Raw genomic sequence first — 14,445 nt, 5'->3', positions numbered from 1 at the left:
TGATGTATAGTGATAAAAAACTACTCAGCAAATATCGCTGCCACATCGTCTTTATCAAACTTATAGACTTCACCGCAGAATCCGCAGTCCATCTCAAACGTACCGCCTTGCTCTTCAACGATCTCAAGCGCTTCCGCTTCGCCGATTTGCTCAATTGCCATTTCGCATTTTTCGCGTGAGCAAGTACAACCAAAAGATAACGACACAGGGTCCGGCGCGACGACACTTTCTTCATGGTACAAGCGATACAAAATTTCGTTGGCATCAAGCGTGGTCAGCTCTTCTGCTTTAAGCGTTCGTGTCAACACACTCAGACGTATCCACAAATCATCATCGATACCAGCGTCTTCGTTTTGCTCAACTTCATACGTCTCTTCTGCCGTACGAGGTAACATCTGTACCAATATGCCGCCCGCTTGTAAGCCATCAGAGGCCAAGTTAATCAAGGTTGGAATCTGCGCCGATTGTTTCTGATAATGTGCCAAGCAATCTGCCAAATTGTCATGACTGCGCTCAACGATACCTTGATATGGCTCGCCACCTTCAGGTTGGATATTGATAAACAATACGCCCTGACCGGGTGCACCAAGCTCTGCAAATGCTTCTTTGGCGTGGGTCATGTTTTCCCATGCCTGCACTTGCTCGTCCGTCTCGCCCTTCCAGCTGGCAAGCGCGCGAATGATGCCGTCTTGATCGCATTCTGCCATCGCCCAATTGAGCAGGCTGTCGCTGTCTGATGATTGCAGCTGAATCGACAAGCGGCCGTTTATTTTAACCGTACTAATGAGCAAACTTGCTGCCGTCAGCATCTCGCCTAATAAGCGTTTGATGGCTTCAGGATAAGGCTTTTGAGAAATGGTGCTCGCGTAGCTTCGTGATAGGCGCACCACATCACCGCGCACTGGCGAATCCTCGATAAAGAAACGTTGACGTACGTCATTGTCGCTATGGTGGCCAGTGGTTTGGCTGTCTGTATTAGGGACTTGAGTATCTTGTGTCATAGGTCAGTTATAGTATTAAGAAGTTGTTAGCTTTATGGGGATTCATCCTGATTTATCAATTGGCTTTTTTAGATTGAGTTACTGTTTTAAGCGATTTATACAGCACAAATAAGCGCATTTTCTTATAAATAACAGAGGGTATAAGACGGCATCAGACACACTTTATTTGAATATAGAAAGATAAATAGCGCACGAGCCACAAAATAATAGTCTCAATAAAAAAAACTTCCCTACACCTGTGAATTTGTTGTACAGTAACATTAAGTTGCATTGTGATAAATACTAGCAACAACCACAGGGATGCGTGGCAATAGGGTCGATGTCTACGACCTGTGTCGTCAAAGCACTCATTCAATATTGTGTAATGTGATAAAAGGATGTGTTTCATGAGCTATTTATTCTCCAAACCGTTGACGTTGGCTGCCTTTATGGCACTAGGCCTAGTGGGTTGTAATAACAGCAATCAGACTGCTACTGAGACAGCGCCAGCTGATGACGCCACAACAACAGAACCTGCAGCAAACACCAACGGTACGCTCCAAAAAATCAAAGATTCAGGCACTATCGTTGTTGGTCACCGTGACTCTTCTATTCCTTTTTCTTATATTGCTGATGATCCTAATCAACCTATCGGCTACGCGCATGACTTAGAAATGAAAGTGGTCGAAGCCGTTAAGCAAAAGCTTGATATGCCAGATCTAAAAATCCGCTATAACCTAATCACATCACAAACCCGTATTCCATTGGTACAAAATGGCACGGTAGATTTTGAGTGTGGTTCTACCACCAACAATGAAGAGCGCCAAAAACAGGTGGCATTCTCGAATGGTTTCTTCGAAATTGGTACGCGTCTACTGACCAGTAAAGATTCAGGCATTAAAGATTTTGCTGATCTAAAAGGCAAAACTTTGGTCACCACAGCCGGTACAACATCAGAGCGTTATATCCGTCAGTACAATGATGATAACAAAATGGATATGAATATCATCTCAGCAAAAGATCATGGCGAAGCATTCTTAATGCTAGAAAATGGCCGTGCCGATGCCTTTATGATGGATGATGTGCTATTGGCTGGCGAAAAAGCCAAAGCAAAAAATCCAGATCAGTGGGTTATCGTGGGTGAGCCGCAATCATTTGAGATCTATGGTTGTATGATGCGTAAAGATGATCCTGAATTTAAAGCAGTGGTCGATGAAGCGCTGAACAATGTCTTTAGCTCAGGCGAGATCAATAGTATCTATGATAAGTGGTTCTTAAACCCAGTCCCACCAAAAAACGTCAATCTAAACTTTGAGATGTCAGACAACTTAAAAGCTTTGATTGCCAATCCTCATGACGGTGCTCAGCCAAAAGCTGCGACCGCGCAATAATTTTTGTCTTTCACTATAGCGTTGCTTACGTATTTGCCTGACATCATCGTCAAGCTGATACGTGAGCTTTTTAATCGTTGCTCGGAGAGACAATCATGAATTATAGCTGGAACTGGGGTGTGCTCTTTGAGCAAGCTGGCATCGGTAATGAGCTGTATATCCACTGGATAATTACCGGTCTTGGCTGGTTGTTGTTGATTGGCAGTATCGCATGGGCTATCGCCATGGTTGTGGGTACCATCTTTGGCATCATGCGCACCTTACCCAACAAGACAGCTCGTGCAATCGGTACGGCTTATGTGACATTTTTTCGTAATATTCCCTTGCTTGTTCAACTGTTTTTTTGGTTTTATATTGCCCCTGGATGGCTGACACCTGCGATTCAAGATTGGTGGTATAAAGACTTATCGCCAAATACATCCGCTATGTTGTCGGCGAGTATTGGTCTTGGTTTATTTACTGCTGCTCGTATTGTCGAACAGGTGCGTACTGGTATCGAATCATTGCCGAAAGGACAGGTCAATGCCGCTTATGCACTTGGCTTTAATGTCTCACAAGTTTATAAAGAAGTGTTATTACCGCAAGCCTTTCGTATTATTTTGCCGCCGCTTAGCTCTGAGTTGACCAACTGCTTTAAAAACGCGTCCGTTGCGTCGCTGGTTGGGGTCATGGAGCTGATCAGTCAAACCAAAACCATCAGTGAATATACTCAAAATAGTATTGAGATCTATACGTACGCGACAATTATCTATTTGGTATTCAATCTGTCTTTGATTGCAATTATGGGTTTCATTGAACGTAAACTGCGCGTACCTGGACTGATTGCAGGAGGTCGCAAATGAATATGATGACCGAATTGGCAACCGCTTATCCCGGCCTGATGGGCGGCATGATGACCACCTTGAAAGTGCTGGTGTTGGCCATTATTGGTGGTATCAGTTTAGGAACAATACTGGCATTGATGCGTTTGTCTGGTATCAAAGCCCTTGAGATACCTGCAAAATTGTACGTCAACTATTTCCGTTCAGTGCCGCTGCTGCTGGTGTTGCTCTGGTTTTATTTTGCCGTACCGATGATTTATTTTTGGATAGCTGGCAAATATCTGCAACTTGATGCCGCTTTTGCGTCTTGTGTGGTGGCCTTTATGATGTTTGAGGCTGCTTACTTCTCAGAAGTGGTACGAGCAGGTATTCAGTCGATTGGTAGCGGGCAGGTCAATGCTGCAAAAGCGCTTGGCATGACTTATGGTCAGACCATGCGTCTGGTAATTTTGCCACAAGCGTTTCGAAAAATGCTGCCATTGATTTTGCAGCAATGTATTATTTTATTCCAAGACACGACACTGGTATTTGCCATTGGCCTGACGGACTTTTTCCGCGCAGCCTATGTTCGCGGCGAATTAATGGGACTGCTCACGCCTTATATCTTAGGCGCTGGCGCGATTTACTTCATCATCAGTTTGAGTGCGTCTATTGGCGTACAGCAGCTACAAAAACGGTTAAGATTTTAAGACCGTTTTTGTACCAGCTTTTTCGTGTTAACACTTTTATTGAGTAGCGACTATCAATAACAATTATCAAAAATAATGTGGTTAGGAGCCAGTGATGAGTAATGCTGATACGTATATAAACGCTTTTGGTGGACTGGTCACCAATAATGGTCATGCGAGTGACGAGATAGTCATTCAAATGAGTGAAGTCAGCAAATGGTATGGCGATTTCCAAGTACTAAAAGACTGTACCGCCCACGTTCATAAAGGCGATGTGGTGGTTGTTTGCGGCCCATCGGGTAGTGGTAAATCAACTCTGATTAAGACAGCCAACGGACTTGAACCTTTTCAAAAAGGTAAAATCATGGTCAATGGCATCTCTGTCGGTGACTCAAAAACCAATTTGCCCCAATTGCGTAGCCGCGTTGGGATGGTGTTTCAGCATTTTGAGTTGTTTCCGCATTTGACCATTATCGATAATTTGACAGTGGCGCAGATCAAGGTATTGGGACGCAAAGAGTCTGAAGCCAAGCAAAAGGCAATGGCGTATCTAGATCGTGTCGGTCTGACGGTACAAGCTGCCAAATATCCAGCGGAGCTGTCTGGTGGCCAGCAGCAACGTGTGGCAATCGCTCGAGCGCTTGCAATGGATCCAGTAGCGATGCTGTTCGACGAACCAACGTCGGCGCTTGATCCTGAAATGATTCAGGAAGTACTTGATGTCATGGTGGAGCTGACTCGTGATGGCATGACCATGATGTGTGTGACTCATGAAATGGGTTTCGCCAGTCAGGTAGCCAACCGAATCATCTTTATGGATGAGGGCAATATCGTCGAAAACTGTAGTAAAGATGAGTTCTTTGAAGGTGCAAAAAGTGAGCGTGCGCAGATGTTCTTATCGAAGATTCTCAATCATTAAAATATAGTTTTAACATTTTAGTTAAAGAGCATTTGATTTCGTTTAAAGAATACAGTGCTGCTGGGATGAACTTTGCGTAGCCTCTGCGTTGACAGCAAGCAAGGAAAGTTTATACCAGCGGCACTGGTTATTAACTCATACATCTTGTTTTTTCAATCTTATTTATAAAATAACTCATAAAAGCGTCTATTTATAGGCGCTTTTTTGTGTGATTGACTATTTGCAATTAGTACCTCTCACTGTTGAGGTGAGTGCATGTCTGTTTACTGGTACAATGGCTGCCATGATTTTTGATAATTAAAATAATCCCTTATTGATACTGGAGCTACTATGAACGCAGAAACCCTATCGGTAACATCATCAGACAATGGTGTCGTCATTATCGGAGCAGGCTTGGCAGGTTGGCATGTCATCGACGCCATTCGTGCAAAAGATAAAGATATTCCAATCACGTTGGTCACGACTGATAGTGGTGATCGTTATCATAAACCCATGCTTACGATGGCAATTAGCCAAAACAAACGCGCCTCAGACTTGGTACGGGCGACTGGCACTGATGCGGCAGAGGCGGCGCAAGTCACATTACTGGCCAATACTCATGTTGTCGATATTGATCCTGTGGCGCAAACCATACAGCTTGATACGACCGATTCGACAGGCGCACCGACCTCTCTTGGCTATGATAAAATGGTGCTGGCAATGGGTGCCCATCCCATTTTCCCAAAAAGCTTACCAGAGGATTTGGTCTGGCACGTCAACCATATTGAGCGCTTTGGGCAGCTGCAAGAAAAGCTTGCGACTGGTAGTCAGCATGTGGCCATTGTGGGCGCTGGCATGGTCGGTACTGAGATTGCCGAAGACTTACTCAAGGCAGGTCATCAGGTAACCTTGATTGACCTAAATGACGCGCCACTCTCGCAAATGCTACCAGCGAAAGCGACGGCTCGTATCGCCAAAGCGGTGCAATCACAGGGCATTAACTTTTTGGGTGGTTATCAGGTGTCTGGCGTCCGCCGTATCAGTAATGGCGACGAGGCTCATGAGAGTATCGGTAAGCTACAAGTCAGCTATGAGCCGATAGCATCATTTTCAGACGGCAATAATGACTCATCGGCTCAAACAGTGGTAGTTGACCATGTGATTGCCAGTACTGGTTTGACCGTTGATGATAAATTACCAACCGCTGCAGGCGTTGAGTTCGATCGCCGTACCGGTATCGTGGTTGATGCACCCACATTACGTACCCATACCGACAATATTTATGCCATTGGCGATTGCATGTCGATCAATGGGGTTGCTTGTCGCTACGTCGCACCATTGCGTGCGCAGGCGGCGACTATTGCTGATGATATCTTAGGTCTAGAACATGGTGGCTATGATCATAAACCACCCATGATACGCCTAAAAAACAAGGCCATCTCTGTCATGGCAACCGGTGTACCGCAGGCGAATGGCAATTGGCAAGTTAAGAGCGAAAGCGATGATGAGCTAGTCATGGAATTGTTTAATGATAATAATGACGTTAGCGCCACCGTGACTATCAAAGCACCAGCAACACCCAGCGCGTAAAGGCAGTCATCATATTCAAAAGCATGAAGCTCAATGAGACAGTTATTTGATCGTTGTCTCTAACGACTAAGCCAGTCATACTGAAATAGTATGACTGGCTTTTTTGTGTCAAATATTCGTCATGTTTTTATGGTATCTTTAATAAACGCTATAATTTGACAACTCAATTAAATGATACATTTTGTATTGATATTATTGACAGTCTTTCGTTTATGGCGGTATAGTAATTGACGTTATGTAAGAGCTGTTCAAGGAAGAGTGATTTATTTTAAGCTATTGATAAGTACCATAAAAGTAAAACGAAAGGACTCGTTATGACTCAAACCCCTGATTTTGAAAACATCCTCAATACTATCCCTAGTATTAATATGGGCGCGCGCTCAGCCAATGCCCCGCTTACTCAAAGTTATGATAAAGGCCCTGATGTACCGCTGATTGAAGCGACCATTGGCGACTTTTTTGACGCCATTGTCTTCAAATATCCTGAGCGTGAAGCACTGGTATCGTGCCATCAAAATATTCGTTGGACCTATCGAGAGCTACAACAACAAGTCAATCAATTGGCCAGCAGCATGATTGAGATGGGACTTGAGATTGGTGATCGTATCGGTATTTGGTCACATAACAATGCTGAATGGCTATTGATGCAACTTGCGACTGCCAAAGTCGGCGTTATCTTAGTCAATATCAATCCTGCCTATCGTACCTTTGAGTTGCAATACGCGCTGAATAAACTGGGCTGCTCGGCGCTTGTGCTCATGCGCCATTTCAAAAGCAGTGATTATGCCAGCTTGATTCGAGAGCTGTGCCCTGAGATTTATCATAAAGATTATACGCAGCTTGATTTGGTTGAGATTCCAACGATTGAGCGTATTATTTGGATTGATGAGCCAGAAAGCGACGAAGAGTTTGGCTTTATGCAAAAGTTCTCGGCGTGGATGCGTGAAGGCGATGCCAACGACCCAAGAGTGGCGGCGCGTCAAGCACAGCTTAAAAACACTGACGCTATTAATGTACAGTTCACCAGTGGGACGACAGGTACGCCAAAAGGGGCAACGCTCAGCCATCGCAATATCTTAAATAACGGTTACTTTATCGGTGAGGCCATGAATCTCACTGAAGAAGACAGACTCTGCATACCCGTTCCTTTATATCATTGTTTTGGTATGGTACTTGGTAATCTCGCCATTCTCACACATGGTGGCTGCATCGTTTATCCAAACGACGGTTTTGAGCCGTTATCTGTCTTGCAAGCAGTCGAAAACGAAAAATGCACGGGCTTGCATGGTGTGCCAACGATGTTTATTGCGGAACTTGATCATCCTGAATTTGAAAATTTTGATTTATCGACCTTGCGCACAGGCATCATGGCAGGTTCTAGCTGTCCGATTGAAGTCATGCGCCGCGTCATCGATAAGATGCACATGAGCGAGGTGACGATCGCTTATGGCATGACTGAGACCAGTCCGGTGTCTTGTCAAACCAATGAACACACACCACTTGAGAAGCAAGTATCGACTGTTGGATTGGTGCAGCCAGCGCTTGAGGTAAAAGTCGTCGATACTGAGACAGGTGACATTGTACCGCTTGGCGAGACAGGCGAGCTACTCACCCGAGGGTATTCGGTGATGAAGGGCTATTGGGGCAGTCGTTTTAAGACGCGCGAAGCCATTAAAGATGGCTGGATGCTGACAGGGGATTTGGCAACGATGGATGAAGAAGGCTATGTCAAAATCGTTGGTCGTAGCAAAGACATGGTCATTCGCGGCGGAGAAAATATCTATCCAGTAGAAATTGAAAACTATCTATACCGCCATCCCAAAATTCGTGACGTACAAATCGTTGGCGTACCGGACAAGCGTTATGGTGAAGTATTGGCGGCATGGATTATTGCAAAAGAGCCAGACAGTCTGACTGAGGAAGAAGTGCGTCAATTCTGTCGTGAGCACATTGCCCATTATAAAGTGCCTACCTACTATCGGTTCGTGACGGAATATCCCATGACCATCACAGGCAAGATTCAGAAATATAAAATCATTGAGCAAATGAAAGAAGAGTTGGGTTTGTTGTAAGCTTACTCTTACTTATCAACGCTAAAACACTAAAGATGAACTATGTGAGTAATACTTAAAAATAGCAGTTGGCGTCATTCATACAAAAAGCCACTCGCATTTACGTATCTATGTATCAAAGAAAAAGGGATATCATGAGCGCTATTATCACCAGTAAACTGAGTCCAAATGCTACTGAATTTCAGCAAAACAGTGCCGCCATGCAAGCGATCGTTGACGACTTATATGTGCACCTGCGCAAAGTTGCTCAGGGCGGATCAGAGCGTGCACGCGCCAAACATTTAGCAAGAGGCAAGCTCTTACCTCGCGAGCGTGTCGAGCGTCTGCTTGACGTCGGTACGCCATTTTTAGAAGTGGCGCCAATGGCAGCGCACGACATGTATGGTGAAGATATCCCAGCGGCAGGCGTCATTGCCGGTATTGGCCGTATCAATGGCGTCGAGTGTATGATCGTCTGTAATGATGCCACGGTAAAAGGCGGCACGTATTACCCAATGACCGTCAAAAAGCATCTACGCGCGCAAGAAATCGCGCAAGAAAACCATTTGCCTTGCGTGTATTTAGTCGATTCGGGCGGTGCCAATTTGCCCAATCAAGATGACGTGTTTCCGGATAAAGAGCATTTTGGCCGTATCTTTTTTAATCAAGCCAATCTCAGTGCCGCAGGTATTCCGCAGATTGCAGTGGTGATGGGCAGTTGCACTGCTGGCGGGGCGTATGTGCCAGCGATGAGTGATGAGTCTATTATTGTCAAAGACCAAGGGACTATCTTTTTGGGTGGGCCGCCACTGGTCAAAGCTGCCACAGGTGAAGAGGTTACAGCAGAAGATCTAGGCGGCGGTGATGTCCATACTCGTCTGTCGGGCGTGGTCGATCATTTGGCACAAAACGATACGCATGCCTTATCGATTGCTCGTAATATCGTCAGTCATCTCAATCGTCCTGCCAAAAACATACCGAATCAAATCACACCTCGTCCACCGCGTTTTGATACCAAAGAGCTGTACGGCATCATTCCCACAGACAAGCGCAAGCCATTTGATATCAGAGAAATCATCGCCCGTATCGTTGATGATAGCGCTTTTGATGAATTCAAAGCACGCTTTGGGACAACTTTAGTCTGTGGCTTTGCCCATATTGAAGGTATGCCAGTCGGCATTATTGCCAACAACGGCATCTTATTTAGTGAGTCTGCACAAAAAGGCACGCACTTTATTGAGCTGTGTTGCAAACGCAAAATTCCTTTAATCTTTTTGCAAAATATCACAGGCTTTATGGTCGGTCGCAAATACGAAAACGAAGGCATTGCCCGCCACGGTGCCAAAATGGTCATGGCGGTTGCCAATGCCAAAGTGCCAAAATTCACCGTTATCGTCGGTGGCTCGTTTGGGGCTGGCAACTATGGTATGTGTGGTCGTGCTTATAGTCCGCGTTTCTTATGGATGTGGCCAAATGCTCGTATCTCTGTGATGGGCGGCGAGCAAGCAGCGTCGGTGTTGGCAACGGTCAAGCGTGATAACTTCGATCGTAAAGGCGAGGCGTGGAGTGACGAGGACGAAGCTGCCTTTAAAGCACCGATTCGTGAGATGTACGAAAAACAAGGTCATCCCTATTATGCTACCGCACGCCTTTGGGATGATGGCGTGATTGACCCTGCTGACACCCGTAATGTACTGGCGTTAGGACTAAGCGCGGCGTATAACGCACCGATAGAAGAGACGACTTTTGGTGTTTTTAGAATGTAGCTGTGTAAAGGCTTGCCTAAAAATCACGATTGGCAATGTCAGTGATTAATCTTATCCGTCATCAAGAAGTCAAAATTTACGCTTATAGTGGCATGTGGTCGACAGATAGGGCTGAGCAATAGAATCTCTTAGCCCTAGGATTTTATCAAAATACAATAACAGCGCGAAAAAAAGAGAGAGTTATGCAAAAAGAGACAAATAATTATAAAAGTTTACTAGTTACTATCGAGCAGCATGTGGCGACGGTGACGTTAAATCGTCCTGAAATACGTAACGCCTTTAATGATGACATGATTGCCGAGCTAAACGATGTGTTTACTCATTTGGGTGCTAATGATGAGGTGCGAGTCATTGTATTAGCGGCGGCTGGCAAGGTGTTTTGTGCCGGTGCCGATCTGAATTGGATGCGCGCGATGGCAGATTACAGCCATGAAGAGAACTTAGCAGATGCGGACAAATTGGCGCAAATGCTCAAGACCATTTATCAATGTCCTAAACCCACGATTGCATCCATTCAAGGTGATGTGTATGCCGGTGGCATGGGCTTGGTCGCCGTTTGTGATATCGCCATCGCGGTTAAAATTGCCAATTTTTGTCTCAGTGAAGTGCGTTTAGGACTAGCGCCTGCCACCATCAGCCCTTATGTTATCAGAGCGATGGGTGCTAGAGCCGCTCAGCGTTATTTCCTAAGTGCCGAAGTATTCGATGCCAAAAAAGCGCGTCAGCTTGGTTTTATCCATAAGCGTGTGAGTGAAGAATGGCTAAAAGATGAAGTGGCGACGCTGTGTGCCAAAATAGTCAAAAACAGTCCCGATGCGGTCAAAACCTGCAAACGCTTATTGCATGATATAGCAGGCGCGCCTATCACGGATGACTTGATTGCGGATACTGTCAAAGGAATTGCTGATATCCGCGCATCAACACAAGGTAAGGAAGGCGTACAAGCATTTTTGCAAAAGCGTAAGCCTGATTGGCTGACAGTACCTGAATAACAAACTGGACAACAAAAAGTTTAAAACAGATAGATGTGACCATGCGCCGCTACGCTTAGTACCTATAATCAATAAAAATGACAAGACACAGGGATCGTTATGTTTTCTAAAATTCTAATCGCCAATCGTGGTGAAATTGCTTGCCGAGTGGCTGCCACTGCCAAACGTCTGGGTATTCAAACCGTCGCTGTTTATTCTGATGCGGACCGTACAGCCAAGCACGTGGCGGTGTGTGATGAAGCGGTTTATCTAGGCGGTTCAGCACCCAAAGACAGCTATCTTAAAGGCGATGCCATCATTGCGATTGCTAAGGAAACGGGCGCTGAGGTCATTCATCCTGGTTATGGATTTTTAAGCGAAAATGCCGACTTTGCTCAAGCTTGCCAAAATGCTGGCTTGGTCTTTATCGGGCCATCTGCCGATGCCATCCGTGCGATGGGCGGTAAATCTGAATCCAAGCGTTTGATGGAAGCTGCTGGTGTGCCTTTGATACCGGGCTATCATGGTGATAATCAAGATGCCACGTTTTTGCGAGAGCAAGCGGACAGTATTGGTTATCCTGTCTTGATTAAAGCAAGCGCTGGTGGCGGCGGTAAAGGCATGCGCATCGTTGAGCAAAGCCATGATTTTATTGATTTGCTAGATTCTTGTCGCCGTGAAGCCATTACCAGCTTTGGTAATGATCAAGTATTGATCGAAAAGTATGCCCTAAAACCACGTCATATCGAAATCCAAGTGTTTGGTGATACGCATGGCAATTATGTGCATCTGTTTGAGCGTGATTGCTCCGTGCAGCGTCGCCATCAAAAAGTGCTAGAAGAAGCGCCAGCCCCTGGGGTTGATGCGGCAATGCGTGAAGCGATGGGGACAGCGGCAATTGAAGCGGCACGTGCGGTTGACTATGTGGGCGCAGGCACGGTTGAATTCATTGTTGAGCAGCGCGCGGGTGCTATGAATTTTTACTTTATGGAGATGAATACGCGCTTGCAAGTGGAGCATCCTGTCAGCGAAGCCATTACGGGGGTCGATTTGGTTGAGTGGCAATTATTGGTCGCATCAGGTCAGCCTTTACCCAAAAAACAAGACGAGCTGGCGATCAACGGTCATGCGATTGAAGCACGTATTTGCGCTGAAAACCCTGACAATAACTTTTTGCCAGCGACGGGTACCTTGTTTACGTATCAAAAACCTGATCACAGCACCTTTGCCTTTAATAAAAGCGGCGCTGACGTGCGTATCGATGATGGGGTACGCGAGGGTGATGTTATCAGTCCGTTCTACGACTCTATGATTGCCAAGTTAATCGTACATGCACCTACGCGTGCACAAGCACTGGCGAAGCTCGACCGCGCATTGGCGCAGATGCGTATCGTTGGTTTGCCAAACAACGTGGCATTTTTACGCTATATTTTAAATACCGACTCGTTCAGCAAAGCCAATCTGGATACCGCACTGATTGAGCGTGAGCATGACGTACTTTTTGATCAGCATCCTGTAAGTTTATCGACGTTGGTGGTGACGGCGATTGCGCAGCAGCTTGCCAGTGAAGCTGCAATGCAAAAGACAAACAACGATCCATTTAGTAAAGCGACAGGCTTTCGTGCTTATAGCGATTATAGCCGCTCATTTAGCCTAATCTACGATGAACAGTCATACCTTGCTCGTATCAGCAACTGGCATAATGCGGACTGCGCAGATAGCAAAAAAGGCACAAAAGCGCTCAGTAGTTTCGATCTTACCATTGAGAAAACCAATATCGACAGCAATATAGATACTCAAACCATAAGTACAGGGGTGTCAGAAAACCCTATCTACAAAGGGCAAGTGAGCTATGACAGTCATGATGTTCACACTCATACCTTGTGGTTAGAGGGTGCTCGTATCAGTGCGCAGAGCTGGGTGAATAATGAGACGGTCTATGTATTTACAGATGGTGGCCGTGATGAGATCACACTGATTGATATCATGGCGCATGTGGGTGAGGAGACGGCAGCCGTTGGCAGCTTAAAATCACCGATGCCGGGACAAGTGGTGGCTTTTAAAGTCGCGGTTGGAGATGCGGTTAAAAAAGGCGAACCGCTTGCCGTCATCGAAGCCATGAAAATCGAACATACCATCACTGCACCGACAGATGGCGTGGTGGCAGAGCTGTTATTTGTAGCGGGCGATTTGGTCGCCGATGGTGATGAGTTGTTGCGCATCGACAGTGGTAGTGATAGTAGCGACAGTCAGTAAAAAGGATGAAAAAATGAATATCTCGTACCCAGATCATGTTTCAATCGTCGATGTCAGCCCACGTGATGGCTTACAAAACGAATCCATGATCGTACCGACAGCCGTCAAACAAGCATTGATTACTGACTTAATTGACGCTGGTATCAAAAAGCTTGAAGCGACCAGTTTTGTGTCTCCAAAGTGGGTGCCACAAATGGGCGACAATGGCGCGCTGTTAGAAGCGCTGGCGCCTAGCAGACAGTCAGATATATGTTATTCAGTACTGGTGCCTAACATGCGCGGTTTTGACAATGCCATCGTACATCGTCCTGATGAAATCGTTATTTTTGGCTCCGCCAGTGAAACCTTTAGCCAAAAAAACATCAACTGTAGTATCGATGAAAGCATTGAACGTTTTGCGCCCGTTGCTGCGGCGGCAAAAGCTCAAGGTATCAAAGTACGCGGCGTCATCTCTTGTACGGTCGGTTGTCCTTATGAAGGCGAGATTGATCCGAGCCAAGTGGCGTATGTGACTAAACGCTTAGTGGAGATTGGTTCAGAGCAAATCGGTATTGCTGATACGATTGGTGTTGGTACACCGCTCAAGGTGCAGCGAGCGTTACAAGCAGCGTTAGAGTATGCTGATATTGCGATGTTGTCTGGGCACTTTCATGATACTTACGGTCAGGCACTCAGTAATACCTTAGCAGCGTTACAAATGGGCGTCAGTGAGTTTGATACCTCCGTCGCTGGACTGGGCGGCTGTCCATATGCTAAAGGTGCCACAGGTAACGTTGCGACCGAAGATGTGGTGTATATGCTGCATGGTATGGGTATCAGTACGGGAATTGATTTGGAAAAATTGGTGATCGCGGGCGAGCGTATCAGTGCGTTCTTAGGTCGCGCCAATGGCTCAAACGTCGCCCATGCTTTAATCAATAAGCGTCAGTCTTAGCAAATAAGTGACACTAAATAAAAGGCAAACGCTATCATTTTTTTGGTAGCTGGGATGAATTCTTCTCGCTTGCTGAGCCGTTGCAGACAGAGGCGTCGAAAAATTCATCCCAGCCTTAC

General features: G+C 45.9%; 11 protein-coding genes. 10 read left to right on the top strand and 1 reads right to left on the bottom strand.

The genetic code is table 11. From position 1 onward, the window contains the following. Window positions 1-20 precede the first annotated feature (20 nt). Complete coding sequence (hslO, locus tag FW759_RS06430; protein WP_443529155.1) at window positions 21-1,001, bottom strand: Hsp33 family molecular chaperone HslO; 981 nt, start codon at window positions 999-1,001, stop codon at window positions 21-23. Between the two features lie 386 nt (window positions 1,002-1,387). Here hslO and FW759_RS06425 point away from each other — a divergent pair, with 386 nt between their 5' ends. The 10 genes from FW759_RS06425 to FW759_RS06380 all read left to right on the top strand — a co-directional run bounded on the left by FW759_RS06425 (window position 1,388) and on the right by FW759_RS06380 (window position 14,326). Then, window positions 1,388-2,371, top strand: a complete 984-nt coding sequence (locus FW759_RS06425) for a glutamate/aspartate ABC transporter substrate-binding protein (protein WP_095569131.1) — start codon at window positions 1,388-1,390, stop codon at window positions 2,369-2,371. Window positions 2,372-2,466: 95 nt separating this feature from the next. Then, window positions 2,467-3,213 (top strand): amino acid ABC transporter permease, encoded by a 747-nt coding sequence (locus FW759_RS06420; protein WP_446442485.1) that lies wholly within the window; start codon window positions 2,467-2,469, stop codon window positions 3,211-3,213. Next, complete coding sequence (locus FW759_RS06415) at window positions 3,210-3,881, top strand: ABC transporter permease subunit (RefSeq protein WP_062843779.1); 672 nt, start codon at window positions 3,210-3,212, stop codon at window positions 3,879-3,881. Before FW759_RS06420 ends, FW759_RS06415 begins: the two co-directional genes overlap by 4 nt. Window positions 3,882-4,059: 178 nt before the next feature. Further along, window positions 4,060-4,779, top strand: coding sequence for an amino acid ABC transporter ATP-binding protein (locus FW759_RS06410; protein ID WP_446442619.1), 720 nt, complete (start codon window positions 4,060-4,062; stop codon window positions 4,777-4,779). Window positions 4,780-5,109: 330 nt separating this feature from the next. Beyond that, a complete protein-coding gene (locus FW759_RS06405; protein WP_446442484.1) occupies window positions 5,110-6,348 on the top strand; it encodes an FAD-dependent oxidoreductase in 1,239 nt (412 codons plus the stop codon). A gap of 314 nt (window positions 6,349-6,662) precedes the next feature. After that, window positions 6,663-8,420 carry an AMP-binding protein gene (locus FW759_RS06400; RefSeq protein WP_446442483.1) on the top strand — a complete coding sequence of 586 codons (1,758 nt, stop codon included), beginning with the start codon at window positions 6,663-6,665 and terminating at the stop codon, window positions 8,418-8,420. A 134-nt stretch (window positions 8,421-8,554) separates the two neighbouring features. Continuing rightward, window positions 8,555-10,165 carry a carboxyl transferase domain-containing protein gene (locus FW759_RS06395; RefSeq protein ID WP_446442482.1) on the top strand — a complete coding sequence of 537 codons (1,611 nt, stop codon included), beginning with the start codon at window positions 8,555-8,557 and terminating at the stop codon, window positions 10,163-10,165. A 182-nt stretch (window positions 10,166-10,347) separates the two neighbouring features. Next, window positions 10,348-11,157: an enoyl-CoA hydratase/isomerase family protein gene (locus FW759_RS06390; RefSeq protein WP_446442481.1), complete on the top strand. Its 810-nt coding sequence runs from the start codon at window positions 10,348-10,350 to the stop codon at window positions 11,155-11,157. 99 nt (window positions 11,158-11,256) lie between these two features. After that, the gene (locus FW759_RS06385; RefSeq protein ID WP_446442480.1) at window positions 11,257-13,392 is read left to right on the top strand and encodes an acetyl/propionyl/methylcrotonyl-CoA carboxylase subunit alpha; all 2,136 of its coding nucleotides are present in this window, start codon (window positions 11,257-11,259) and stop codon (window positions 13,390-13,392) included. Window positions 13,393-13,405: 13 nt separating this feature from the next. Continuing rightward, window positions 13,406-14,326 (top strand): hydroxymethylglutaryl-CoA lyase, encoded by a 921-nt coding sequence (locus FW759_RS06380; RefSeq protein ID WP_446442479.1) that lies wholly within the window; start codon window positions 13,406-13,408, stop codon window positions 14,324-14,326. Window positions 14,327-14,445 lie beyond the last annotated feature (119 nt).

The sequence above is a fragment of the Psychrobacter sp. 1176_08 genome, assembly GCF_052850615.1.
Note: the sequence above shows the minus strand (reverse complement) of the source record. Positions and strands in the feature narration are given on the sequence as shown.